The sequence below is a fragment of the Streptomyces sp. NPDC014861 genome, assembly GCF_043081625.1.
Taxonomy (GTDB): domain Bacteria; phylum Actinomycetota; class Actinomycetes; order Streptomycetales; family Streptomycetaceae; genus Streptomyces.
This window is the reverse complement of record NZ_JBIBWV010000001.1, coordinates 800,338-825,775: the sequence shown is the minus strand read 5'-3', so window position 1 is coordinate 825,775 and position 25,438 is coordinate 800,338. Positions and strand designations below refer to the sequence as shown.

At 69.0% G+C, this 25,438-nt stretch carries 17 protein-coding genes; 6 read left to right on the top strand and 11 right to left on the bottom strand.

Translation table 11 applies throughout. The annotated features are described in order from the left end of the window. The first annotated feature begins 86 nt into the window (after positions 1–86). Positions 87–1,475, top strand: coding sequence for a hypothetical protein (locus ACF1BN_RS03475; RefSeq protein WP_392329896.1), 1,389 nt, complete (start codon positions 87–89; stop codon positions 1,473–1,475). A gap of 367 nt (positions 1,476–1,842) precedes the next feature. Here the strand turns inward: ACF1BN_RS03475 and ACF1BN_RS03470 are convergent, their stop codons facing one another. Next, entirely contained in the window at positions 1,843–1,971 is a 129-nt protein-coding gene (locus ACF1BN_RS03470; RefSeq protein WP_392329895.1) for a hypothetical protein, read from the bottom strand. A 1,211-nt stretch (positions 1,972–3,182) separates the two neighbouring features. On the opposite strand from ACF1BN_RS03470, the gene ACF1BN_RS03465 reads away from it, so the two are divergent. The 4 genes from ACF1BN_RS03465 to ACF1BN_RS03450 are packed head-to-tail and all read left to right on the top strand — an operon-like array spanning position 3,183 to position 12,293. Next, positions 3,183–4,715 (top strand): DUF2397 family protein, encoded by a 1,533-nt coding sequence (locus tag ACF1BN_RS03465; protein ID WP_392329894.1) that lies wholly within the window; start codon positions 3,183–3,185, stop codon positions 4,713–4,715. Continuing rightward, positions 4,712–6,034 carry a DUF2398 family protein gene (locus ACF1BN_RS03460; protein ID WP_392329893.1) on the top strand — a complete coding sequence of 441 codons (1,323 nt, stop codon included), beginning with the start codon at positions 4,712–4,714 and terminating at the stop codon, positions 6,032–6,034. The genes ACF1BN_RS03465 and ACF1BN_RS03460 overlap by 4 nt, the downstream gene beginning before the upstream one ends. Further along, entirely contained in the window at positions 6,031–11,028 is a 4,998-nt protein-coding gene (locus ACF1BN_RS03455) for an SbcC/MukB-like Walker B domain-containing protein (RefSeq protein WP_392329892.1), read from the top strand. Before ACF1BN_RS03460 ends, ACF1BN_RS03455 begins: the two co-directional genes overlap by 4 nt. Then, positions 11,025–12,293: a DUF2399 domain-containing protein gene (locus ACF1BN_RS03450; protein ID WP_392329891.1), complete on the top strand. Its 1,269-nt coding sequence runs from the start codon at positions 11,025–11,027 to the stop codon at positions 12,291–12,293. The genes ACF1BN_RS03455 and ACF1BN_RS03450 overlap by 4 nt, the downstream gene beginning before the upstream one ends. Before the next feature lie 536 nt (positions 12,294–12,829). Here ACF1BN_RS03450 and ACF1BN_RS03445 read toward each other — a convergent pair. The 8 genes from ACF1BN_RS03445 to ACF1BN_RS03410 form a co-directional block, all read right to left on the bottom strand. Next, positions 12,830–13,873 carry a serine hydrolase domain-containing protein gene (locus tag ACF1BN_RS03445; RefSeq protein WP_392329890.1) on the bottom strand — a complete coding sequence of 348 codons (1,044 nt, stop codon included), beginning with the start codon at positions 13,871–13,873 and terminating at the stop codon, positions 12,830–12,832. A 107-nt stretch (positions 13,874–13,980) separates the two neighbouring features. After that, a complete protein-coding gene (locus tag ACF1BN_RS03440) occupies positions 13,981–15,102 on the bottom strand; it encodes a glycosyltransferase family 4 protein (protein WP_392329889.1) in 1,122 nt (373 codons plus the stop codon). Further along, positions 15,099–15,635, bottom strand: coding sequence for a deoxycytidine triphosphate deaminase (locus ACF1BN_RS03435; protein WP_392329888.1), 537 nt, complete (start codon positions 15,633–15,635; stop codon positions 15,099–15,101). Before ACF1BN_RS03435 ends, ACF1BN_RS03440 begins: the two co-directional genes overlap by 4 nt. Beyond that, positions 15,632–16,171, bottom strand: coding sequence for a dCTP deaminase (gene dcd, locus ACF1BN_RS03430; protein WP_392329887.1), 540 nt, complete (start codon positions 16,169–16,171; stop codon positions 15,632–15,634). Before dcd ends, ACF1BN_RS03435 begins: the two co-directional genes overlap by 4 nt. Continuing rightward, positions 16,168–17,388, bottom strand: a complete 1,221-nt coding sequence (locus tag ACF1BN_RS03425; protein ID WP_392329886.1) for a metallophosphoesterase — start codon at positions 17,386–17,388, stop codon at positions 16,168–16,170. Before ACF1BN_RS03425 ends, dcd begins: the two co-directional genes overlap by 4 nt. Continuing rightward, positions 17,388–18,701 (bottom strand): UDP-N-acetylglucosamine 1-carboxyvinyltransferase, encoded by a 1,314-nt coding sequence (locus ACF1BN_RS03420; RefSeq protein ID WP_392329885.1) that lies wholly within the window; start codon positions 18,699–18,701, stop codon positions 17,388–17,390. Before ACF1BN_RS03420 ends, ACF1BN_RS03425 begins: the two co-directional genes overlap by 1 nt. 297 nt (positions 18,702–18,998) lie before the next feature. Further along, entirely contained in the window at positions 18,999–19,445 is a 447-nt protein-coding gene (locus tag ACF1BN_RS03415; RefSeq protein ID WP_392329884.1) for a hypothetical protein, read from the bottom strand. 55 nt (positions 19,446–19,500) lie between these two features. Further along, positions 19,501–20,730 carry a helix-turn-helix domain-containing protein gene (locus ACF1BN_RS03410; protein WP_392329883.1) on the bottom strand — a complete coding sequence of 410 codons (1,230 nt, stop codon included), beginning with the start codon at positions 20,728–20,730 and terminating at the stop codon, positions 19,501–19,503. Between the two features lie 44 nt (positions 20,731–20,774). On the opposite strand from ACF1BN_RS03410, the gene ACF1BN_RS03405 reads away from it, so the two are divergent. Further along, the gene (locus ACF1BN_RS03405) at positions 20,775–21,158 is read left to right on the top strand and encodes an SDR family NAD(P)-dependent oxidoreductase (RefSeq protein ID WP_392329882.1); all 384 of its coding nucleotides are present in this window, start codon (positions 20,775–20,777) and stop codon (positions 21,156–21,158) included. Here ACF1BN_RS03405 and ACF1BN_RS03400 read toward each other — a convergent pair. Together ACF1BN_RS03400 and ACF1BN_RS03395 are read right to left on the bottom strand one after the other, a co-directional pair. Further along, complete coding sequence (locus ACF1BN_RS03400; RefSeq protein ID WP_392329881.1) at positions 21,052–24,615, bottom strand: NACHT domain-containing protein; 3,564 nt, start codon at positions 24,613–24,615, stop codon at positions 21,052–21,054. The genes ACF1BN_RS03405 and ACF1BN_RS03400 overlap by 107 nt on opposite strands. A gap of 570 nt (positions 24,616–25,185) precedes the next feature. Further along, positions 25,186–25,389 carry a hypothetical protein gene (locus tag ACF1BN_RS03395; RefSeq protein WP_392329880.1) on the bottom strand — a complete coding sequence of 68 codons (204 nt, stop codon included), beginning with the start codon at positions 25,387–25,389 and terminating at the stop codon, positions 25,186–25,188. Positions 25,390–25,438: the final 49 nt, after the last annotated feature.

Genomic DNA, 25,438 nt, shown 5'->3' with positions numbered 1-25,438 from the left:
GCGGAAGGAGGGTGTCGTTGCTGTCGTGCCACTCGTTGTCAGTGCCTGCCCCGCAGAGCGGGGAACTGACACAGGAAGGCAGCGGAGTGGCGGACATGACGGCGCAAGTGCGCGAGGCGTGGCCCCAGGTTCTTGAAGCCGTCAGAGCGCGACGTCGGTTCACCTGGATCCTGCTGAACCACAATGCGCGTGTCCGCTTCTACGGCGGCGACGCGGTGACGCTGTGCTGGGGAAACCATGGAGCCCTGGACAACTTTGTCAGCTCGGGTTCCGTCGGCTTGCTCGAACAGGCGTTGAAAGACGTCCTCGCCCATCCCGTCTCAGTCGAGTCGGTCGTCGAGTGCGCACCACCTGGCTCAAGCTCTGAGACGGGAGAGCCGGCGGAGCAGGGCCAAACTACCGGCACCATCCCCTACAGCCTGCCCCTCCAGCCGGAAGAGACGATGCCTCCTTTGCAGCGGGTGCTCGGCCAGACGGCGTTTTTGGCCCACGAGCAGGGGGACGACCAGGCGGCAGCCCTCCTGGGAGCGGTGGAAGACGTGGAACTGAGAACGAAGGACCATCCTGGACAGGGGCATGAGGCTCTCCTGGTTACTCCTTCTCATCTTGTTCCCAGGTTCACCGAGGACGTCATTGCGACCATCCGGCCCGTCTTCGAGAACGTGGCGAGGCGCCATGGCCTGAGAATTCATGGTGTCACCGCCGTCCCCGCGCTTCCTGCCATCGGCCACGACTGGCGCCAGACTCTGCAGACGAAGCTGTCCCAGCGAACAGAAGACGGTCCGGCATCTCCGGCCGAACCCGCGGGGAACGCCCTGCACCTGAACGAAGACTCCTCTGCACAGGACACGAGGTCATGGTGTACCCGCCAGGGAAAGAGCACAGGCCGGCGCTGCCGCCGTGAAACTGCCGTATGGCCCGCCTACGACGACTTGCCTCCCCCAGTGCAGGCTTGTGCCGGTCACCTCACTCCCCAGGAATGGTCGGACTGCAAGAAAGCGCGTGACCGGTCCAGAACAGAACTTGTGTCCGCCCAGGAGAAACCACGCACCACACGCGATGTTCTCAGCGGCATGCCGAAGCCTGCGTCCCTGACTGAACGGGTGACCAGGCCGTGCACCGGAGCCTGCGTGAGGCCGGCAGCCCAAGTTCACAATGCCGACCAAGCCTCGACTGCGTGTGCGAGCTGCAGCGGATACGTATGCCTGCGCTGTGGCATTCAACGGGCCGATCAAAGCATGGAGTTGTGCGAAGGATGCGAGGAACGCGAAGTACAGGGGGAGGACGTCCCGGATCCTCGCACTCGGCTGCTGTCCATGGTCAACGCACTGGTCAAGGCGACCGGAACCACGCACCGACAGGTGAATGCGGAACTCAACCGAACCATTGGCGTAGCCAGCAGGTCCGGGGCCGGCGAGCAGGTAATCCTTCGTGCTGCAGATGCGGCACAGGCGTGGCTTGACCAACTTGGCTGACCGAAGCCGGCGAGCCCGGATCTGAGACGTCAGCATCCCAGGACGGGCAGTTTTCATGCCTTACTTGTCACCGCGGGCGGCACGATGCGAGTGATTTCCCCGCTCCAGCCTCGGCACCCCCGAGTGTTCGGCTCGACCAGCGGCGGCGATGAACCTGGCAACGCGGAAACGTCCATGCCGAAACCCACCTTGGCACATCAGCACAACACCGCAGCCGGCTCTGAGACGAGCCGGCCCCGGCATACCACGGGCTGCGGCTGTGCGGCCGGCGATCAGTGAGGCTTGCGCCGCCTGCCACTGGAACGTGGCCGCATGCTGGAAGAGGTACCGAAGGCTTTCAGGAACGCAGCTTCCCACTCGTCCTTCTTCACCCCACAGCGTCGTCCGTGACCAGCAGGAGCCCGCGCGAGCCGCCGTCGCCCTCAAGGGCGCCATGCTCGGGGTACCAGGCCTTCTTCTTCTCCCGTTTCGAGGCATAGCCGGGATCGCCGAGCATGCCCAGGTGCTCCCAGATGATGGGACGGGCGGGGGACGTCGGTTGTGATGGCGAAGTCGGGGAACTTGCTCTGGCCATCCGTGCCGACCACTGCTGCTCATCCAGCGCTGACTCACGCTGCCGTAGCTGCTTGCAGAGACCTGTCGTCAAGGCAGGCAGCCTGGCGCCACAGAGAGCCAGCCCGGCCCGCGCCCAGCAAGGGTTATCACGCCGGCATGAACGCAATCGCAAGCTGAGCGGCCCCCCTCGTGCGCCTGTCGCCCAGAGCTCAGCTGCGGCCACTGAGGGATTCGTGTGCGTGATCGTGGCGCATGTAGGCACTGAGAAGAATGTGGTGGGGACGCAGCCTCCAACGAGTGCGTCGGAGCTGGCGAACTCGGCCACGGGCAGCAGCAGCTTGCCCGGGTCGATCGGCTGGCGGGCCTGTGACGGCACGTTGCCTCGGCCAACGGGCTGGGCCTCTGCTCGGACACGGCCGCACCTGCGGGAGGCCTTGGTGGTGAAGCCGTCAGGGACCGACCCAGGCGTCATCGTCCCGCTCAGTGTGGATGTCGGCGTGCCTAGTCTGCCGACGGCACGGTTTCAGCACCAAAGGCAGTGGCGGGCAGGATGCTGTCGGGTCGGGCGAGCCGTCATGGCGCCGCGTATCCCTACGGCTGCACCAGTCCCGGCCTTGCTTCCCCGTCGCAACCCTCTCGGTCATGGATCGCATGGTCCACAAGACTCCCGCAAAATATCGAACGAGAATCGAATGCCTGGCCCTTGCCGTTACAGAAAGTGTGCGACCCTGCGTCTCTTTCCTAGCCTCATCAAACTGTCTTGAACTGGATATCCGAAGACGGCGAGCAGCATAGGGAGGAAGCCCGCCCTCAGTACGTCTCTCGCGATCTTTCCAGGTGACGTTTTCCCAGCCTGTGCGCCTGTCGCAGGGCCTCTCCGCTGATCGGAAGTCGGCTCGCGGAACGTCGTGATCAGCTTCAAACACAGGGGGCACAAACTCGGCAGACGGACGGTATTTCGCCACTCAGATCTGGATAACTGACCCAGAATCCGGAGTTCCCGCAGGCTGTTGTCAGTGGCGGTCTCTAACTTTTCGAGCGTGAGTGGGTGGAGCGTCCTTGAGCAGGATGCCTGTGCCCTGGCTGCTGCTGTGGCGCCCGAGGCGCAGGGAGGGGAACGGGTTGCGTTTGCAGATGTGGTGGCAGGAGGTCATGCCCGACGACTGGTCCGTGTTCGGCACGTCCGAGGATCTGACGCGTGAGCGGTACCTCGCACTGCTGGCCGCCCTCGAAGAGCTTTCCACGCGCGGACCGATGTCGACACTCTCCGACATCACCCTCCAACTGAAGGCAGTCGGCTACCACGACCCGCTGCCTCCAACCGAACTCCGCACATCATTGGACGAGTTGGCAAAGCGAGGCTTCGTCGAGCCGTTCCATGACTACGCGGCTCCGCTGCGTACTCTCCACGGCCTGACGGCGCGAGAGGAGGCATGGGCGCTCACCCGCCGCGGACGCGGCATCGTGGCCGCCGTCCGGACCGCCGTTGTCGACGTAGTACGTGCACTGCAACTGCCCAGCCGACTGCTCGACGGAGTGGAACGAACCCTGCGAGACATTCTCGCCCACCTCAGCCAGGACCCCGGCCTGCTGCCGGGTGACCTGGAAGACGTGCGCACCCGTATCGACGAACTGCAAAGGGTGACGGCCGACTTCTACGCGGCGCTCGCGAAGATGGTGCAGGCAGACGTCACCGACAACGAGGTGTTCGGCGAGAACCGGGACCGTGTCGTGGAGGCCTTGCGGCAGTTCCCCCGCGAATACGGCCGGGGCCTGCCAAGAGTCGAGACCGCCATGACAGAGCTGCGCGAGGCCGGCTTCGCCCGCACCGTAGAAGCCGCCGCCGAACACGCCGGTCTCGTCGACGCGGCCGACCAGCAGCGCTGGATCGACGAACGCATGCGCCGCCTGGCCGACCTGGAGTCGTGGTTCCAGCCAGACGGCAGCGTCCACCGGCTGATCGACTCAGCCAGCGGCGCTGTACACACGCTGCTCGTCGCCATCGACCGCCGCTACATGGCCCGCCGACGCGGAAGCGACCTCGGAGTCGACTTCAGGACCCTGGCTCGCAGCCTCCACCAGCAGCCGGACGAGAACGACGCCCGCCGTGTCTACGCGGCTGCCTTCGGAGACTGGCCGTCCTGGCACGCCGTCATCGGAGCCGGGGAAGAGGACGTCGCCCATGGCACCGCCGCCGAGGCCGGCGTCGCCCGCCACCATGTCGAGGTGACCCTGCGGGAACACGAACGGCACGGGCCCGTGACCGGAAGACCCCGCAAAGTGCCCGACACCACCGCAGAGCGTGCCGCCGCCCACGCGGAAGCCCGAGCTGCCGCACAGCACCGCCGCCACCTTCTCGCGGTACTGGCCACCGACGGCGAAGTCGGCCTCGAGCACTTCGCCGGACTGCCCTCGCAGGCCGCCTCCGTCCTGCTGAACGCCATCGAGATCGCCCTCAGTCAGTACCAGCCAGGTCGCGGATCAGGACAGGCCGTCATCGACGACGCCGGCCTCCAGGTGACCGTCCGCCCTGGGCGGCCCCGCACCACAGTCACGGTCGAGCTTGCCGAAGGCAGGCTCACCGGACCCGATCTGCGGGTGTCCGTCGCCGCCATCGGCCAGACACCCGCCCTGCCCCGCCAAGCCGCCGGCAATACGGCGGGATCGACCTGGAGCGTCGCGTGAACGAGCCCCTGCTGCTTGACGCCGATCTACGCGAGAGCGCCCAGCTGCTCATGGCATCGGGCCGCCTGAGACTGGAGAGCGACCCAGAACAGTACCGAGCGGCTCTCAAAGACCATCAGGCCCTTGCCGAATTCTTCCGGACGGAACTGAACTGGCCGCTGGAGGTCCACGAGGTCGCAGGACTCATCCGGCTGCACAAACGCCGCAGCGACGCTCCCGCCGACCGCGGCCCCCGGCTCGTCCGCGACCGAAAGCCACTGGCCGGCACCCTCGTGATGATCCTCATCTCTCTGGCCTGCGAACAGCTTTGGCGACGCCCGCGGATGGGAGTACGCGAACTCATGCAAGCCATCGCCCAAGTCTGCGCCGCTGAGTCCGCCGACGGCCGCCTGCCCCGATTCCCGGTCGTCACCTCCCAGGAAGTCAGCAAGAAGGAAGCCCGCCACAATCGGCAGAGCCTGGCCGACGCCCTGAAAGTCCTCGTGGCAGAAGGCACGATCACCGTCGACGCCGACCTGGACCGGGCCTTGGCCGACGACGAAGCCGGCGACCTCGTCGTCACCGCCTCCCGCGACCGCCTGGCCACCAAGTTCTCCTCCCTGTCGCCGACCCTCCTTCAGCTGGATGACCTGCCCCCCGACCAACACACCGCTGCACTGTCCGCAGACTCCCTCCTCGACCACGAGCCCTCCTCCAGCGCGCCCACGCTCGAACAACGACGTCTGAACGCCATACGCCGTCTGGTCGACGACCCAGGCAGTGACCCACTCGAGGACCCCACCGACACCACCGCCTACCTGCACACCCTCACCGGCCGCGAACGAGCACTCAACGTCGTCGCCGCCATCGGACTGACCGCGACCGTACGCCGGGACTGGTGGCAGGTCACCGATCCCACCGGCCAGGCCAGCGGCATCGACTTTCCCCATGGCCGCCGCATGGAACGCCAGGCCGCACTCGCTCTGCTGGCCACGCTGCCCGACCGGGACGACCCCGTCGCCGCAGTGACCCTCACCGACATCGCTGACCTGTTCACCCAGCTCCGCGCCCGCCAGCCCCGCTGGGCCGCCTCCTACGACCGCATGACGACCCTGGCCCGTGCTGCGACCCGCGAACTCACCAGCGCAGGCCTGCTGAAGGCCGATCCCAGCGCCCGTGACCAATGGTGGCCCACCCCGGGCGTGCACCTCTGGCGCATCCGCGTCCACCAGCCCGACCCGCCACCCGGCTCTCAAACACCACTGCCCCAGCAGCCCGCCGCCGACCACCCCGGCGAGCAGCCTTCCCCGCACACCCCCTCCCCGGGAGAGCACGCATGAGCCTCATCGAACACCCCGCCCGGCATCTGACCCCCGCCGCGGCAGACGAACTGGACCTGGGAACGCCCACCGCGAGCGGCCGCTGGCAGCCCACCCGCGCCGGCATCGTCAACTCCTGGGCCTGGGCCAGCGAACAACTGTTCTTCTCCGGCGGCTGGCTTGCGCTGGTCGGCCCCAACGGATCCGGCAAGTCCCTCACCGCCTCCATGCTGATCACGGTGCTACTGGACGCCGACACCTCCCAGACCGCCCTGTCAGTGTCCGGGAAAGCAGCCGGAACCCTCACCAGCCGCCACACCGACTTCAAGGACCGCGAAGACCGCACCGGCATCTGGTGGCTCGAATACGGCCTGCGCAACGAAACCGACGGCAGCATCACCTACCTGACAACCGGCCTGTGGCTGCGAGCCACCGCAGGCCACCTCCACCGCGTGTTCTTCATCGCTCCCGGCCGGGTGGGCAGCGAACTGACCCTGGAGAACGACCGGGAACCCGTACGCCTGGACGCCCTGGCCAAGCAACTCGCCGCCTGCCACGGCGAAGTGTTCACCAACTCCAAAACCCTGCACAGCTCTCTCGCCCAGCTCACCGTCCAAGACGAGCGCTCCTACAGCCAGGCCGTCCGCACCCGGCTGTTCGCCCCGCTCAACGAGGTCCAGTTCGACGCACTGCTCGCCGTGCTGCGCTCACTGCGTTCCCTGCGCACCGCCGAAGCCATCTCCCTCACCCGGATGCGGCAGGTCCTCACCGACGCCCTGCCCGCCCTGGACACCGAGAACCTCACCCAGATCGCCGACGCGATGGAACGCATCGCCGAACTCGAAGACAAACTGCAACGCACCCGCCAGGAAACCAAGCTCCTGGAAACCACCGACCGCAGCTACCGCCGCTACCTGCGTACCCTCGCCCAGACAGAGGCCGCCGCCCTGACCGCGGCCAACACCGACTTCGACAACCAGGCACGCCATACCAAGCAGGCCACCGACCAACTCGACACCGCCCAGAAAACGTCCGAGGAAGCAGGCGAGCAGTACGCCCAGAACCAGGACGAGATCTCCCGCATCGAGGGACGCCTGTCCGCAGAAGAGACACTGCTTCGCGACCACGCCGGAGCCGAACTCCACCTCCGAGAAGAACGTGCCCGAGACCTTGCTACCGAAGCACACGCCGCTGCCGAGCGGGCCGAAGTAGCCGAAACCGACGCCGACGAGGCCGCCCGCAAGGCCGCCGACAGCCTCAGCAACGCCCACGCCGCACAACAGCAGCTCACCAGGGTCGCCACCGACATGCAGGCCGGCGTCACCGACCTGGAAGCCCAAGCCGCGTTCGAACACCTCCTGACTGCCACCAGCACCCTCGCCGCGGCCCGCACCGGAACCGATTGCGCACTCGAGCCGCAGCAACTGCTCAGCCACCCCCTGGCTTGGACGGAGGACCGCCTGAGCCAGATCCAAGCCGTCGAACACGCCCTCACCACACACCGGCACGCCCAGGAATCCGAGCGTGCCGTCATGGACGAGCGCCGCACCACCGAGAATCAGGAGGACATCCGTCGCGACGCGGCCCACCAGGCCACCGGCCACCGCCGCGCCGCAGAGCAGGAACTGGCCACCCGCCTGCAGCACTGGCAGGACCAAGCCCCCCTCCTCGGCCCGATGCCCCAGGACCTGACCGACACCAGCGGCAGCGCGGACCGTACCGATACAGGTCGGATGATCGGCTGGCTCACGTCGGCCGCCGCTGCGGCCAGCTCACGCATCGACCTTCCCGGCCACCAGCAGACCGCAGCCGCCGATTCCGCGCGAGCCAAGGACGCCGCCTACCGGGCAGACCAGGCCCACGCAGAACACACCACCGCCGCAGCCGCCCAGGCCGAAGCCGCCGCCACACACGACGCCGCCCGCGCCCAGGCGGACGCCGAAGCAGCCGCCGACGAACAACAACGCGCCGATGCCCACCACACCTACGAGAAGGCCCGGCACCACGCCCAATCTGTACTCGACGCCGCCGAACAGGCCCGCAGCGAAGCCGAAGCCACCGCCGTCGAGACAGCCCGCGACTGGCTCGGTGAACTTCATCACTGGCGCGACGGCCTGACCCACCTGGACGCCGCGGACATCCCACTGCCCGACACGACCACCCCTGCGTCCAGCCTCGACACCCTCCAGCCCGCCGACCTCATCGCCGCAGCGGCCCACGCGCACTCCAAGGCCCTGCCGCGACTGCAGCACCACGCCGAAGCCGCCGCCCACCAGGTGACCACCGCAACCGACAACGTCACCACCCTGGAAAACGCCCTGGACGAAAGCCGCCGCGCCGCGCCGGTGCCACAGCCACCCGCCTGGCGTACCCGCGCCCACCCCGACGGTGCACCCCTGTGGGCCCTGGTCGACTTCCACCCCAGCCTGACGGACACCGAGGCAGACCACATCGAGGGAGCACTGCTGGTCGCCGGCCTGCTCGACGCCCGGGTCACCTCCGACGGCCGCCTGTGCGACGGCGACCTCACCTTCACCCCCGCCGCCCCGGCCACAGGCCGCACCCTGGCCGACCTGCTGGTCGTTGATCCCGCCCCGGCCATCGACGCCCACCGCGTACGCCAGGTGCTCGCCGCCATCCCCGTCGACGGCCCCGGCAGCGACATGACGGCCGGGCACCTGTCACACGGAGTCCTCACCGCCAGCGCCCCTGACGGCTACCAGGCAGCCTTCATCGGCCGCACCAACCGGGAGCGGGCCCGCCAGGAGCGCGTCGCCCGCCTCGAACAGAACCTGCATGCCGCCCGCTGCATCAGGAACGAGGCACAACAGCAACTGGCCCAATGCCACCAGAACCTCACGGACGCGACCACAGAACGAGACAGCCTGCCCACCGCCAATCACGTGAAGACCGCCCGAGCCCAGGCCGCACACCGACGTGAGCAAGCCCAGGCCCAGCACCGCCACACCGCGACCCTCCTGGCCGACGCCCAGCTGGTCCTGCACCAGGCGCTGGCCGGTCTTGAGGCCGCCGCGGCCACCCGCACCCAGCGCCTCGAAACCGCCGCCCTCACTCATCAGCACGCTCAGCAGACCACCGCCCGAGCCGCTCATGCAGCCGACGCCGCCAAGGCTGTCGCCGCCGACCTGACGGCCACAGCCCTCGCCAGCCAGGAACAACGGGCACGGGCCGTCGCCGCCCAGCATGCCGCCGACGACGAACACGCGGCCTTCCCTCGCGATGCGATCGAAACGGTCCAGGCGGCCCAGCAGGCCGAGAACACAGCCGAAGAGGACCTGACCCGGGCACAGACGGACGTCATCAAAGTCACCCGCCGCCACGAGGCAGCCGGCCAGGCCGTCAGCGAGGCCCTGCGCGCACTCAACCGGGCTGCAACCCTTCCCACAGGAGGCCTGCTGCCCACCGAGCCACGCCAGCTGAAGACGCACCGCGCCGTCTTGTCCCAGCTCGCCGGACATCTCCAGGCATGGCAGCCCGCCGCACTGCGGGTCACCGACCTCCTTACCCGGGCGGACGGCGACCAGCACTCTGCCGACGTCCGTCGCCAGCGCCATGAACGCGCAACGAAGGACGCCGACAAGGCGCGGCGGCGAGCCGATAAGGAAGCCACCTCGGTCGCCGAGATCCGCGCGCTGCACGGAGCCGAATACCAGCAGCTCGTGGCGCGGCACGACGCCACGAAACAGCAGCGGCGGCAAGCCGAGGAAAACGCCGAGCGGCTCCGGATCCGCGAGCGGGACGCCGACAACGCCGCCAGCGCCGCCCGCGCCGTGCTGGAGACGGTCACCCCGCTGCGAGAAGCCGCCGAAGGCAAACGGGATTCCTGCCTGGGCCGACTCGGCCGACTGGTCGACGAGCGCCTGGCCGTCCTTCCTGACGACCTCCCGGCAGACACCGCAGGCCGTCCCGCCAACCTCACCGCAGGCCTCACCTGGGCCCGCCGGCTGCTCACCGACGTGGCAGGCGGCGACCGCCTCACCACCTTGGCCCGCCAGCGCGACCGGGACCTGCAGACACTGGAGAACACCGCCCGCAAGGCGAGCACCGCCCTGGCCCGCTTCGACCGGCAGGTCACCCTCCTCGGCATCGAAGACACCCCCTGGCGGCGAGCCGTCGTCGCCGACCCCGCCGCCCTGCGCGGCGAAGACCTCCCCACCGTCCTCCAAGACCTGACCGCCACGGCCACACAACTCGAAGACGACCTCCGAGCCGACGTCAAGCAGACCCTCAAAACCAGCCTGTTCACCCGCCTTCAGCGGGACATCCAGCTCCGCCGACAAGCAGCCTACGAACTCGTCAGCAAGATCAGCTCCACACTCAACGGCGTCCGCACCGGCGTGGCCGACGTCGGCGTGCAGGTCGAGTGGAACGTCCGGGAAGAACCCGACGCCCAGCACATGATGAACCTCATCGACCAGCCCGCCTCCGACGACACCTTCGAGCAGATGTATGACGCCCTGCGGCAGCGCATGAACGAAAAGGCCGGTGAGCCCTGGCCCGACCGCGTCGCCCACACCTTCGACTACCGCGCCTGGCACGACTGGAAAATCTACGTCACCCACGCCTCCTTCGAGGCCGCCGGCAAGGCGAAATTCCGCGAAGTCTCCGCCCGCGCCAATCCCCTCGAAGCCCTCTCTACCGGAGAACGACGCCTGGCCACCATGCTCCCGCTGCTCGCCGCAGCGTGGTCGACCTACTCCACCCCCAACTACGCCGGACCCCGCCTGCTGTCCATCGACGAGATTGACGCCGCCTTCGACGACCCCAACCTGCGCCAGATCCTCACCCTCCTGCGCTCCTGGGACTTCGACGTGCTGGCCACCGCCCCCTTCATGACCCCCCTGATCAAGAAAGAGACCCAGCGCGCCATGGTCCACCAGGTCATCACCACCGGCCGCCACCGGGTCACCGTCCCCTGGCTGTGGCAGGGCCGCGGAGAACCCCAGCCCCTCACCCTCGACTTCACCCCCACCCCGACACAGGACACACCGTGACCGCCGACGTCGACATCCTCGCCACCGACCCCGACCTCACCCCGCTCTGGCAGGCCATCCACGACCGCCTCAGCGCCGGCACCGACCCAGCCCACATCACCAACATCACCGTGCCCACCCCCACCCCCGGCACGGTGGCCGCACTGCGGTCGTGGCTCGACACCACCGCCCAGCGCCGCCAGAACCGCACATCAGTCCCCCACACCCCCAAGGGCCTCAAAGTCCCCCTGGCCCCCCTCCTCAAAGCCCTCGGCCTGCCCGAACGCGACCTGCAGCCCCTGGCCGAGCGCGCCGTCGGCCACCCCGTCATCAACCGCAAAGAGCGCCGCCTCACCACAGCCCAGCTGCGCCAGGACCTCAAGGACTACAGCGCCCACCGACTGCCCCACCTGCCAGGGCTGCAAGCCCGGCTGGCCATCGGCGCCGACCACGACACAGCATCCGACACGCGCAGACTCATCGACACCATCGCCTCCCTCACCCGCCAACTGCCCCACCAGCCGCCCCGCACCCTGGCCAAACTCGCCCACGACCACGCAGGCGACCCCCACTACTTCGACCTCGCGACCCTGCCCGGACAACGCCTCGTCGCCGCCGTCGCCGAATTGGCCGGCCGCCCCGAACCCACCCGCCCCGACCACATCCGCGCCCTCCTCACCGAGCAAGGCATCATCGCCGACCGGCTCTGGGCCACCGTCCTGCTTCACCAGGTCCGTGCCACCGGCGATGGCCCCATCGACCGCCGCCTCAACGAAGCCAACAGCCCCGTAGCACTCAACCTCCGCGACCTCACCCACAGCCCACCCCGCCTGGGCCCCGAGCCGCTCATCGTCGTCGAGAACCCCTCCGTCCTCGAAGCGGCGATGGAGCACGCCACCACACAGCCGATGGCCTGCACCAGCGGCCAACTCCGCGCTGTCGACCACGCACTTCTCCAGCTCGCCGTCGACCAGGGCATCCCTCTCTACTACGCAGGCGACCTCGATGCCGCCGGCATCCAGATCGCTGCCACCGTGAGACAGCTGTACGGAGCCGAACTCATTGCCATGGACCAGGAAATTGTCCAAACCACAGGCAGCGATCCCTCTGTCACCCCCCTCAGCATTCTCCCCGAAGGATGCGACCCCACCCTCGCCGACGCCCTGCGCGCAGGCGGGCGGGCCATCTACCAGGAGCACGACGCCATCCTCGCCCGCCTACTCCGCCACCAGTGCCGAGAACCGTATGAGAGACGGGGCAACAGAATGCCGCCGATCTCGACGTGATCTGCACAGACGCAGCAGCGCATGCCGGTTGGTCACTGCGAAAGCCGGTAATCACGGCACCGCGTCCACGCCGGGTCAACATGGGGATGAGGGTGAGCTTGCGCCAGTGGACCACATGCCTGCGGAGGACTCTCGTCCTTCTCGCTGCCCCAACGCCGGTCCTAGTCGTACGGCAGGAAGCCCTCGGTGTCGGCCGCCCGCAGAAACGTCCTCGCAGACCCTGACGGGCAGGGCGTCGGGATGGACAGGACCGCGAGTCGGCACGATCGGCGCGTTCAGGTGGGGCCGGAGTCAGTCCCAGCGGAAGAACATGAGCGGCTCGGGCTCGTAAAGGACTCGGCTGCGCAGGTCATCCGCGCGGGAGCTCGGGGTACCGGTTGTAGGCGGGATCGCCGGGGGACACGTGGACTCGATCCGCTGGGGCGGGATCGGCGATGTGTAGAAGACATCAGCGTCGGCCGGCTCGTGCCCCAGGGCCAGGTACGGCTGCACCCTGATCAACGGCTCGGTGAGGGGCGGAGGCGGCGCCAGGTGCGTCAGGTGAACGCCAGCTCTCGGAAGGCGTTGCGGACGTCGGTGAGAGGCTGGCGGTCGCGGGTGTAGTAGAGCTTGTTGGTCAGCAGCACCGCCCACCTGTCCTGGGTGGGGGAGATCCACATGCCGGTGCCGGTGAAGCCGTAGTGGACCCAGAGGTCTTGTTCGGCGGTGGTGCCGGGGGCCGGGTGCCAGAACAGGCCGCGTTCGGGTTGGAGGCCGCCGGTCTGCACGGTGAGGGAGTGGGTGCTCCACTCGGCTCCGAAGCCGGCCTGGGCGGGGGCTGTGGTGGGGGCGAGCATGTAGCGCAGGAAGACGGCCAGGTCGTTGAGGACGGTGAAGGTGCCGGCGATGCCGCACACTCCGCCGAGGAGCCGGGCGGAGAAGTCGTGGGCGGTGCCTTTGAGGTGGGTGCCGGTGTCCTGGTCGAGCTCGGTGGGAGCGCAGCGGGACGCGATGTTGGCGGGCAGCGGGCCGAAGCGGGTCGAGTCCATGCCGAGTGGGCGCCAGGTCCTCGTCTCGCAGAGCTGGTCGAGGGGCAGGCCGGAGAGGTGTTCGGCGAGGTAGCCGAGGATGAGGGCGGCGCGGTCGGTGTACTCGACGGCTTCGCCGGGCGGTCGGTTGAGGGCCTCGTGCAGGACTCCGCGGCGGATGGCGGCGGGGTCGGTGCCGTAGAGGTCCTTCAGCTGGGCCCGGAGGGGGAGGCCGGCGGTGTGGGTCAGGAGCTGCCGGGCGGTCACGGTGCCGAGGGGGTGGCCGGTGACCTCGTCCCAGAAGGTGCCGAGCGGGGCGTCGAGGTCGAGGACGCTGTCCTCCCACAGGGCTCCGATGGATGCCCAGACCGCGAGGATCTTGGTGAGGCTGGCGGCGTCGAAGACGGTGTCCGGCCGCATCCTCACGTCCGGCTCGTCGGGGTCGAGGACGCCGGTGGTGCCCGTCGCCCGTACGCCTGCGGAGTCGCCGACGGCCCACACCGCGCCCGGGTAGACCTTGTCGCGGACGCCTTCGCTCAGCAGGTTCTCGATGTGCTCGGTGCGGTACGGCATGGTCTCCCTCTTCGTGTGGGCATCCCAGCGGCCAGCGTAGTGACGTGGGCCGGTCGGGCCGAGCAACGGCGTGCCGGTGGTCGCGGAGGGCTCGGCCCGGGTGGTCCTCAGGTGAGCTGGCTGCCTAGGCCGGCCAGTTCTCGGGCGGTCTTCGACAGGGGATACCGGGCGGCGTTGGCGTACCCGGCCTGCGTGAAGACCGGGAGGAGACCGGGTTCTGTTCGCAGGCGGTCCAGATCCCGGGTGAGCGCCGAGGGGCGGGTGAAGTCGGTCGCCATACCGGTGCGGGCGAGGGCTTCGCTGAGGCCGGGGACGGGCTGGTAGAGGACGGGGAGGCCGCAGGCTTGGGCTTCCAGGGCGACCAGGCCCATGGCCTCCAGGGTCGTGGAGGGCATGACGAGCACGTCGTGCTCGGCGAACGTCTTCCACAGCTGAGGGCGGCTGAGCCAGCCGAGATAGCGGGCCCTCACCCCGGCCCGTTGCAGCCGGGGGGCCAACGCGCGGAACTGGGCTGTGGGTGCGGCGATCGAGAGTTCGACGCCTTGGAGCGGGGCCACGCTTCGGAGCAGGGCCTCGACGCCCTTCTCTGCGGTCAGGCGGCCCGCGTAGAGCAGGCGGAGGTGGCTCTTGGACGTGCGGGTGGTACGGAGGGGCGGGTGGGTGAGGAGGCGGTCGGGGATGCCCCAGGGGATGTGGGTGATCTTGCGGCGGTCGGTCTGCGGGGCGAGCTTGAGGAGGTGGTCTGCCATGGTGCCGGTGGGGACGACGATGGCGTCGGCGGCCCGGGCGGTCGCCCGCAGGACCTGGAGCTGGTCGCGGTGGGCTTCGGCGAAGAGCAGGTCAGTGCCGTGGACCAGGGCGATTCGGGGGTGCGCGGGCAGGGCCCTCATCAGGGCGGGAGTCGCGCCGAAGGCGAGGTGGTGCAGGTGAAGGACGTCGATCCCGGAGTGAGCGAGCGCGGCCGTCAGGGCTCTGCGCAGCTGAGCGACGTACCGGCTGAAGGCCGGTCCCTCCAGGCACTTGCCGGCCACGCTGAGCAGGTCGAGGCCGGCTGGAGTCCTGGGGCGGGGCCCGGTCGGGGTGAGCATGAAGGCCCTTGCGGGGATGAGGGGTTTCTCGCCGGTGTAGAGGTCGAGGAAGAGTTCGACGCTGCCGCCGGGACTGTCGGCGGGCAGGTCCAGGAAGGTGGCCGTCAGCGGCCCCGGGGCGGGACTGGCGAGGGAGTTCATCGGCTGCCTCCGGCGATCTCCTCGTAGAGGCGGGAGATGTCGATTCCCTCGGTGGTGGCGTACTTCGCCAGCTGCCGCTGGTAGCTGGCCGGTGTGCCCTGGGTGGTCAGGAAGACCAGCTTGCCGAACGTCATGCCCCGATAGACGCGGACAGGCCGGGCGGCCCGGATCTCCAAGGTCCAGCGGATCGCATGCCCCTGGTGCCCGAGCGGGGCGGAGACGTGGACCCAGATGCCCAGGGTGCCGATGGTCCGGTCGCCGTTGAGCATCTGCGCGTACGCCTCAGAGCCGGTGCGCTCGTGGGTGACGCCGAGGTAGAGCACTCCGGGCTGGAGGACCAGACCGGTGCTGGGGATCGTCTGCTCGGTGTAGGGGGTGGGGGCGGCGGCGTCGAGGTCGCCGGCGCAGACGCGGAGGGTGGCGCCGAGGCTCCAGTCGTAGGCGTTCGGGGAGACGCGGTCGGGGTCGTACGGGTCGATGGTGATCTCGCCGGCGCGGACGGCGGCGGTGATCGCGGGGCCGGTGAGGATCACGAGGTGACCGCCCCGATGCAGGCGAGGTCCCGCCAGTAGCGGGAGGGCTGGGGGCCGTCGGCGGCCTGGTACTTGCCCGCGTACAGGTCGATGACTCCGGTGGAGACGAAGAACATGATCTGTCCGATCTTCATGCCCGCGTATACGCGCAGGGGGCGGATCGGGGAGAGCATCAGGGTCCACTGGCCGTGGAAGCCGATGTCGCCGATGGGGGCGGTGATCTCGACGAACAGGCCGAGCCGGCCGACGGAGGAGCGGCCGAACAGCAGCGGGACGAAGGTGTCGGAGCCGACCTGTTCGAGGGTGTGGCCGAGGTAGAGCTCGCCGGGCTGGAGGACGTACCCGTCCTGGCCGATCTCGACCGTGGCGGTCGGGTTGGGCTGGTGGGCGTCGATGACCGAGGCTGTGTAGGTCAGCAGGGTGGGGCCGAGGCGGACGTTGTAGCTGTTGGGGTTGACCTGCCCGGGTTCGAACGGGCTGATCGTCAGGCGGCCGTCGTGGGCGGCGGCGGTGATCTCGGGGCCGGTGAGGATCATCGTGCGCCTTCCTGGTCGGGCAGCGGGGTGGCGAGGGCGCGGCGGACGACCTCACCGAGCCGGAGGCCGGCCTGGTGGGTATGCCCGCCGAGGTAGGTGTCGGCGAGATAGCCGGTCGTCAGTACGGACCGGATGTCCGGTGGCAGAGGCCACGGGGAGATGGCCAGGGGGCCGGTTTGCTTGGTCAGGTGCGAGAGCAGTCCGGCCGGGGTTCGCGTGTGTCGGTCCGCGAGGACGGTGTGAACGAGCTGGTTGCCGAACGGCTCGATGGCCAGCAGGTTTCCGAGCGTCAGAACGTCGCTGAGGTAGGCGGGCCGTAGGGCGGTGTCGTTCAGGACGACAGCATCAGCGCCGAGGCCAGTGTGAAGGCGGGATGCGACGTCCTGGAGAAGCCGGTGACGGTCGAGGACGGCGCCGCGGTAGGGCTCCTTGACGGTACCGAGGGGAGTGCCGAGTGTTCGGCAGATGGAGTCGATCTTCTTGCCCAGGGCGGCGAGCTCGTCCGGGACCATCGCGGGGGCGGGGAAGACGGCGGTACGGGCGGCCCAGCCGGAGCCGACGGGTTCGGCTGCGGCGTATCCGTCGGCCAGCTCACGGCCCTTGACCACGAGGGTGTCGCCGACGTGCACGGGGCCATAGGTGTCGCTGTGGCAGTGGCCGGCGAAAACGACGTCCACGAACGGGCAGGCTTCGGCGAGCTTGAGATCCTCGTCGAAGCCGGAGTGGGACAGCACGATCCAGGAGTCCACGTAATGGTGGTGCGCCAGCATCAGCTCACGCAGCGCTGCCACGGGGTCGGTGACACGATGTCCTACCCGCTGATTGAGGGGGACAGTCAGGAACACGCTGACGCCGATGACTGCGGTGACGGCGACCCGGCGGCCGTGCATCTCTACGACACGGAGGCGGTCGAAGAGCGGCCGCCCGGTGGAATCGATGGCGTTGGCGCAGACCGTCATCTCGCGCAGACCGGGCTCAAAGTAGTGGGGCCAGCCGTGGTTGCCGGGTGCCAGCACGTCGTACAGCGACGTGAGGATCTCCCGCTCGATAGTGCCCTGGCCCAGCTGGTAGTAGCCGGTGCCCTCGAAGAAGTCGCCACAGTCGGCGATGAGCGAGGTCGCCTTGAGCTGGTGCAGGTGCGGCAGGAGCCTGCTGGCCTCGTCGAGAGCGGAGTGCAGGTCGGTGGTGGCCACGATCTGGCCATACGTCCTGCTCATCACGGCACGTCGGTGAGGTCGGCACCGAGGGCACGGAGCTTGGCGGGCAGGTCGGCGTGACCGCGACGCAGCTGATCGAGCCCACTGACAATAGTGGCGCCCCGGGCACCGAGGCCGGCGATCAGAAGAGCGGAGCCGGTGCGGATGTCGGTGGCCTTCACGGTGGTGCCGTTCAGGCGCTGTGGTCCGTCCAAGCGGCACTGCGTGGGAGAGAGTTCCTCGATCACCGCTCCGAGCCGGGCGAGCTGGGAGAGTAGGTTTCCATGGCGGCCAGGGTTGATGCCGTCCGCGAACAGATGGGTGCCCGGCAGAGTAAGGGCCAGGGCCACCAACGCGGGCTCGAAGTCGGCGTCCAAGCCGTCCGGGGCCAAGGAAGCAACCGCCTGCAGCGGCCGTCCGCTCACGGTGCGGGCCCGGTAGACGGTGATCGCGTCGGGGGCGAGGCAGACCGGGATACCGGCCCAGTCCAGCAGGCCGGCCAGCACCTTGAGATCCGCTCCAGCCACGCCTTCGATGCACCCTTCACCACCAGTGGCAGCGATCGCGCAGGCCAGGGTTCCCGCCTCGATCTTGTCGCCGGGAACCGTCCAGGCGACGGTCCCGGCCGGGACGCCCGGCGGCGGGGCCAGCGTGATCGTGCCGCTGTCGGCCTGGGCCGTCCACCCGGCGGACTGTAAGGAGGCGAGCACGCCCGTGGTCTCCGGGGACAGGTTGGGGTTCCCCAGTTCCAGACAGCAGCCGGCCACGACCGCCCGGCAGATCGCGGCGATGCTCGCTCCCCGCGAGCGGAACGGCAGCGCCAGGACGACCTTGTCGCGGGCCCGGTCGGCGGCAAGGATCCGGTATCCGGTGTCATCGAGCAGGACGATGTCACCGAATGCCTCGTAGACGGTGAAGTGCAGCTCCATCCCGCGGTCACCGATCTGACAGCCACCCGGCCAGGGAAGGGCCGCCTGCCCGTAGGCGGCCAGCAGAGGAGCCACCAGGTAGTAGGAGGCCCTGATCTGCCCGGCGTCGGTCAGATCGGGCGCGGCGGCCAGGTGCTCCTTGGGCACCACGATCACGGCTCCCGGTTCGGCGACCGGGCGGGCGACGCGGTAGCCGCATTGTTCCAGTAGGCCGAGCATCCTCTGGACGTCGGCGCTGGCCGGGATGCCGGACAGGCGGACTCCGCGGCCCAGGGACGCGGCGGCGGCTAACAGCGGCAGAGCCGCGTTCTTCGAGCCGTCCACCCGGACCGTCCCGGCGAGCGGACGGCCGGGGCGGACGGTGACGGCGTCGACGCCTCTAGCAGGGGCGGGGACAAGATCCATCAGAACCTCCTGATCGCAGGTGGTCGGGGTGGTGTGGCTGCAAGAGGCGGTACGACCGAGCCGCTGCTCACCACGCGCTTCGCTGTTCAGCGGTCGGTGGTGAGGGCGCCGAGATACGGTTCGGTGTGACCACGACCGGTTGGTGGACCGTGACATCGAGGAGCTGACCGGCGTGGGTACGCAGCGTCCAGATCGGTCCGGCCAGGCTGGCGAAGGCGAGGAACGCCAGGGCGATCCGGCCGCTGTGGTCCGCCCGTACGAAGGACGTGGAGCGAGGAGTACGGTGTCGGGCCCCGCTCACGAGGTCTCCCCGAGGGCGTTCTCGTGTGCGGCGAGGAGGCGGCTGGTCTGCGCGTACAGCCGTTCCAGCTCGGCCGAGGTGAGGACGAGGGCTCCCTCGCGAGACGAGCCGTCCTCGAAGTAGATCTCGACGGGCACCGAACCTTGGCGAGCGCGCGGGTCGTAGACCGCGTCGCGGCCGGGCAGCAGCGTGACGTGGGTGGCCTGCACCGGCACCGGCCGCAGTGTCGTGCCGTCCGCCGGCGCCGACCAGGCGGGCCCGCCGCCGGGCGGCCGCAAGTGGAAGGTGGTGGCGGAGTCCTCACCGGGAAGGTTGACCACGACGCCAACCCGGCCCTCGCGGGCGGTGTCGGCGGCGAGGTCGCCGAGCTGAGGGAAGAAGGGAGCCGCTGTTCCTAACTCGGCTCCCTGCGATGGGAGATGGGCAGAACGTCGTCCGGTCATGCCCCGAAGCTAGGAACCACCGCCACCCCGAATATGAGCCGGAGGAATACGGCCCCTATCCGTCCAGGTGAAAACGGTCGGACATGCGCCGCAACTTCTCCCGCGTGGCTGCCCGTTCGGCGTAGACGATGCTACGGAGCGTGGAGCGGGCGATGGGGTGGTTGCGTACGAGCTGGGGGGCGATCCGCTCGGCGGTCTCCAGCTCGCCGAGGGCCTTGTCCCGGTTGCCATCCCACAGCCACGCCCGCGCGATGTCCATGTGATGGTGACCCTGACGCGAGTTGGGAAGAGCGCCCACCAGCTCGGGGCTGGTGCGACGGTTGATCTCCAGAGCCTTGCCCTGCTCGCCCATCTCCAGGGCCACGCTGATCGCGTGGATCTGCACGTTCCCCGCGGAGAACGTCAACGAGTGCCGGTCGTACACCGGCACCCCGGTGTACGCGTCCATCCGCTCGGCGGCATCCTTCGCGTACCCGATCCGGTCCTCCGCCTCAGACGCCCGGCCGGCGCGGGCAGCCGAGACCGCCGCCCGGAGCTGGAGCGTTCCCCAGGCCCGTACAGCCAGCGGGTCACCGTCCTCGTACGCCTGCTGCACCGAGCCGAGGGCCTTGTCCGAGAGCGTGAGCGCGTCCGACCAGTCGGCCGTGGCCCACATGTCCCACACCCGCATCCAGTCCGCGACCGCGGGCAGCACCGGGTCCCCGGAAAGGCGGGCCGACCACGCGGCCCGCTCGCAGGCCATCGCGACCAGTTCGGGGTGGCCGAGAGAGTGGGCGGCCGTGTGGGCGAACTTGCAGCACACCGCGTAGATCGCGTACGCCTCCTCCCGCTCGTGCCCCTCCGACACCTCGGCCAGAGCCCGCGCCTCGCGGAACAGGTCCGGCAGGACCCGCAGGATCGCCACGTTCGACGCAGTGTCGCGCAGCCGATGCAGGCGGGTCACCTCACCCCACAGCTGTGGGGCCGCCCGCGGCGTCCCGTCGAAGACCGGTGTGAGGTCGTAGCGGCGCAGCTCCCGCAGGATCGAAGAGGCGGCCACCCGCCACTGGTTGTCGTCCGGGGAGCTGCTGTACGGGCGCCCGATCAGGTCGTTCGGGTGGACGTGCAGCTCCGCAGCCATTTGGTTGAGCAGTCCGACTCGGTCCAGCTCGATCAGGCCCCGCTCCATCTTCGACACCCAGCCCTGCGACTTCCCCAGGGCCGTCGCGAGATCCGCCTGGGGCATACAGAGGCGCAGCCTCGCCCTGCGGACGCGTCGGCCGATCTCCTCGGCTTCCTCCAGCATCAGGACACCTCCCAAACCGTCGGACCACCGGGCTGATCACCGGGGTGTCCGTACGGTGTTCGTCAGCAGCACGGTACCCAGGAGACTGCGTGAGTGGGGGCAGTTATGGTTCCGACCGAACGCCGTTGGGGCCCCGGATCGTGAACATCGACAGCGTCAATATCTGCCCCGGCTGGCTGAACCTCGTCACCTACAGCACCGCGAAGGCCGGACTGCTGGGTCTGCCCCGCTCTCTCGCCCGGGAACTGGACCCGTACGGCATCATCCCTGTGCGTGCTGGGAGCACCCCTGCTGACGGGAGAGACAACGTAGACCACCCACTCAAGCCTGCGGCCGTGCGCCGTCGTCACATCCGCGACACTCCTCGATATCGAGGTCCTGGACCGTTCGGCAATGATCGCAACTCCAGTGTGCCGGGGCGGGCGTGACCTGATGCGCGTCCTTTGGACGGACGGACAGGTCGATGTCCTGGCGCAGGGCCTTCCTGATCGAACCGTTGGGGTCGAGATGCGGCGCGATGGAGGTCAGCATCATCGCTGCCCACCGGTGATCCGCCGATGCCGAGGAAGCGGCTCGTGCCAGGAGCGAAGGGCTGTCGCCTGAGGTCATGATGGCGACGGCGTGGAACAGACCGGCCCGGGGGCGAAACCAATGCGTCCGGTCCCTGTCGAACAGTTCCTGCCCGTCCCACGGAACGCAACCTCCGTCCAGGTTGATCAGCACTTTCGCTGCCGACCACGCCACCCACGAGGACTTGGCTTCCAGGCATGTCAGCAACGCCGTCTTCTGGGCATCGGTGAGGACTTGTGTCACTCCTGGCAGCAGCGAGGGTGTGACCAGCGGCGGTGTGCTTGCAACGAGCCATTCGTCCGTCAGTGAATCGGGCGCGATGGTCTTCTCTAGACGATGGGCCTGGGCAGCCACGGCCGCCTTGCCGATGCCGTATGCGTCCGCCGTCGCGTCAAGCCATGCCCGGCGTTCCGCAGGGCCGTCGTGGGCGAGTGCGCGAGCGATCTCGCTGACTGAAGAACTTGAGTACTCGGTCGCTGCGAGAAGGTCGCCGAGGGCGGTGAGCGACCAGTAGTCGTCCTCCGCAGACTCCGGACACGGGTCGTGAAGGGACACAAAGTCGGAGAGGAACGCAGCCCTGTCGTCCCGCACGCTGGAGGTCCAGTCCCACAGCGAGGCGAGATACTCCCAACGTCGACGCACGTCGAATCCCGCGCGCGCGAGCGCGATGTAGATCCTCTCGGCCATGCGCCCTGGCGCGTGCATCGCCAAGGCGAACAGACGCTCACCCGCATCCTCGGGAAGCTCATCAAGGCGCTCTGCCGCACGCAGGGCGATGTGTTCCAAACCCAAAGCGAGACGTACCCCGCCGATTATCTCTATGTTATGCCGTCTCCTACGAACGACTTCGGGGTCCTGCGGCAGGGGGAGGGCCAACACTGCGCGGAGCGCTTCCATCTCTGCCTCGCCCAGGGGAGACGCGTCCGTTCGTGCGTCCGTCAGCGCGCACAGGGCCCGGGCAATCGACTGCGCCCTGCCATTGAGCTTGGCCAGCCCCACGAGGTCCTCACGGTGCTGCCGCGATTCCGACGGCAGGGCCAACAGGCAGGCGGCCTCGACGAAGGGCCAGGGGCCCGCGGCGCGCGTCTTATCCCACAACGCCGGGAGGAATTCCAGCGGCTTGCCTGGGCCGCGTGGGGGGATCGGCTCGCCCGCGAGCGCGCCGAGGACTCCGTCCCTCAATTGGCCCAAGGCTCGTGCTGCCTCGCTGCCGGAAAGAGTTACGACACCGCGCTCTGCGAGGTCGGCCACCATAAGGGTGGCCTCCCGCTGTGTCTCGCCGACATCGAGCAGAGCCCCGACCGTGCGGGGATCGAGTCCGGCAGCGAGCGCGATGGCTCCGTCCGAGTCCGTGTGGACGAGGGCGTTGCCCAGCCAGTCCCGCAGGTCCTCGGCCCCGCACGACCGCGCCCACATCGCCGTGGCGATCTCGGCGAACACCTTGCTTCGGGTGGTGAGTTCACCCGCCCCGTTCACTACGAACACGGCAACGTGCTCGTCCCAGAATCGGAGCACGTGCTTCGCCGCCTCCCCGGCCGCGGCCGGGGACATGGCCCAGCGCACAGGGTCTTGCAGCATGCCTGTCAGCGACTCGAGGGCACGTTCGGCGGACGGGGTCGCCTCGCCGTCGAGGAGCCGGCCGAGCGTGACGAACCCGTTGAGGAGCATGCCCGTCGTGAGTGCGGGTGCCCAGGGCCGGGACGGCGTCAGCGTCCCGCGCAGCCGCTCCTGCTCCCAGCGGTCCACGGACTGTTCCACCGCGCGGTGCAACAGCGCTGCGCGGCCTTTGGGGAGGTCGTCGTCGCGCGCGTTCGCGCAGACGAGGGCAAGCAGAGCGGCAAGCAACGGCACCTCGAGAAGGTGTGCGTGCTCATCCTTCGCATGCCTGATCCAGGCGCGTCGCGTGGTGAGGAAGGCCGCTCGGTCAGGTTCGGGAATCCGCGCCTCGGCACAGGCGACCAGGATGGTGTCGACCGTCGCGCCAAGATCCCGTGGAGGAGCGAGCTCGACGCGGGGCAGGCCGAGCCGCTTCGCGGCCCCTTGCCTGTTTGCCCGGGTCGTCACCACGAACCCGCAGGAGGCAGGCAGTGACGTGAGGATCTCTTCGAGCTGCTGCGCGACCCAAGCGGCGCGGTCCCCGCATTCGTCGAGCCCGTCGCAGAGGATCAGCGCGCGGCCCCGGTCGATCTCCTCGTGGAGAAACGCGGCGAGTGGCGCCCGGTCCGTGTCCGGCGCATAGCAGGTTGCGGCGTTGTCGACCAGGCCGTCGACAGTCAGGCGTTCCGGTTGTGCCTTCACCAGACGCGGCAGCGACACGAGGACCGGGATGGGGGCGGCGGTGTTGCCGGCGCAGTGGGCTGCGATTTCCCGCACTGCTACTGACTTTCCCGAGCCTGGTTGTCCCACGATGAGCATGCGGCGCCAGCGTCGCAGGCGGGGGAGGAGGAAATGGGAAGTCCGCTCGCCCTCCATGTCGATCTGGAGGCCGCCGATGAGGTCGTCGACAACAAGGGGTGGGAGGTCATCGGCGAGCAGGCTGAGGTCGATCCGCCCGGTCTCCGCCGTGAGCCGGGTGCGGTACACGCTGACGGCGTTTCGACGGGAAACCAGACGCATGGCCGTCGGACCTCCCGGGTTCGGGAGCACGGTCACCTCAGCGGCGGCCAGGGCTGCGACCCACTCCTCGGCGGAACTTCCGAGCGCTTCGCCTGCCTGCCGGTGGAAGAAGTCAGCCAGGGCACTTACAGCCTGAGGTCCTTGCGCGTCCGCGACCACGAAGTCCATCAGAGCGGCCAGCAGGGCCCGGTGCAGTGCCGGTCCGGTCGATCCGGGCAGATGAAGGACACGCGCCCGGTCGAGGACGATCCCACTGACCTCCGGTGCAAGCCGGGCGGTGAGGAGTGCGAGGGCGTCGATCTCGTCAGCGGTCTCCATGGGCAGGCCCGCACGATGGCGTCGCAGAGCCCGGTCGAGGTTCTTTACATCGCCGACGAGTTCCTCACCGGCGATGACCAGCAGATCGTCAGGACCGAGCGTCGGGACCTGGCCTACCCACCCCTTCAGTGTCTCCTCCAGCGGACGCCCTCGGTCGATCTTCCGCTTCGCGGACACGTAGGCACGACGCCCGTCGGAGAAGGTGACACGGATGTCGTCGGTCGGGTCTCTGGTCTCGAAGTCCAGCCGGACGGGCCATACTTCTGGCGGCAGACCCAGCCCTGGCACCGTACGGCTGCGGAGCCCGTGCACGGCCAGGTGCGTGGCCAGCTCGCACCGAAAGACACTGCCGACCTCTCCGGCCTGCCCTGCCCTGCTCACTCCGACCGCACCCCCGCCCGCCCCGTATTGCCTGCCCCGGACCTCCGACAGAGCACCGCCTCATGCTAAGGCGTCACACGGAGAAGCCAGGACGATGCGCGGCCGAGCGATTGAGCCCTCATGGCCTTGCTCGGGGACAGTCCGCCACCACGTTCAGGAGCGATGACTCCCGCCGTCCTGCCGGCCCAAGTACAGTCTGCGTACTGCACGATGCCGTGCCCCCACTCCAGGCCGTAGCCCTCACCGCCAGGAACGCCGCCAGTTAGCCGGGACGTCTTCCCGGCCGACCAGCCCCTCAGCCGGACCGCCACAGTTCCCGCCGATCCGCCCCCGCTCATGGTGCCGCGGTTTCCAGGTGGGCGCGGGTGGTCGGCGTGTCAGGGATGCTGAGGCAGGTGCCGCTGATAGCTACCACCAGAAGGCCAAAGCGCCCCGGCAGGAGGGACCGCGCTCGAAGAGCACGAAGTAGGTCGAACAAGGCAGGGAGCGGCCGTACACCGATTCGGCACTGGGCATGACACAGTCCGGTTGAAGTGCGTTTCGGCACCGGCAGGTCTCCCCGTGCCCCGGTCAGCGTGGCGTCCGTGAGCCGGTTGAGCTGCTCGGTCGGCGCCGCTCCGCGATAAGCAGCGCCGGCAGCAGTGGAGGGAGCGCCCACTCGTCGCCCTCGGAGTACTCCTCGTAGACGCGGATGACGGAGTCGGAGAGCACTGCGTCGAGGTCGTCCATGGTCAGCCGCAGGAGGACGGCGTCGGCCTGGGTGAGCGCGAGCACACCCCGCTCATCGGACTCCTCTCGGACTCCTCGCGGACCTCCATCAGGA

Coding starts and splice junctions, on each gene's coding strand:
- ACF1BN_RS03470 (WP_392329895.1), bottom strand. CDS start 1,971: ATGCTCGGCGATCCCGGCTATGCCTCGAAACGGGAGAAGAAGAAGGCC.
- ACF1BN_RS03465 (WP_392329894.1), top strand. CDS start 3,183: ATGCCCGACGACTGGTCCGTGTTCGGCACGTCCGAGGATCTGACGCGT.
- ACF1BN_RS03455 (WP_392329892.1), top strand. CDS start 6,031: ATGAGCCTCATCGAACACCCCGCCCGGCATCTGACCCCCGCCGCGGCA.
- ACF1BN_RS03445 (WP_392329890.1), bottom strand. CDS start 13,873: ATGCCGTACCGCACCGAGCACATCGAGAACCTGCTGAGCGAAGGCGTC.
- ACF1BN_RS03440 (WP_392329889.1), bottom strand. CDS start 15,102: ATGAACTCCCTCGCCAGTCCCGCCCCGGGGCCGCTGACGGCCACCTTC.
- dcd (WP_392329887.1), bottom strand. CDS start 16,171: ATGATCCTCACCGGCCCCGAGATCACCGCCGCCGCCCACGACGGCCGC.
- ACF1BN_RS03425 (WP_392329886.1), bottom strand. CDS start 17,388: ATGAGCAGGACGTATGGCCAGATCGTGGCCACCACCGACCTGCACTCC.
- ACF1BN_RS03420 (WP_392329885.1), bottom strand. CDS start 18,701: ATGGATCTTGTCCCCGCCCCTGCTAGAGGCGTCGACGCCGTCACCGTC.
- ACF1BN_RS03415 (WP_392329884.1), bottom strand. CDS start 19,445: ATGACCGGACGACGTTCTGCCCATCTCCCATCGCAGGGAGCCGAGTTA.
- ACF1BN_RS03410 (WP_392329883.1), bottom strand. CDS start 20,730: ATGCTGGAGGAAGCCGAGGAGATCGGCCGACGCGTCCGCAGGGCGAGG.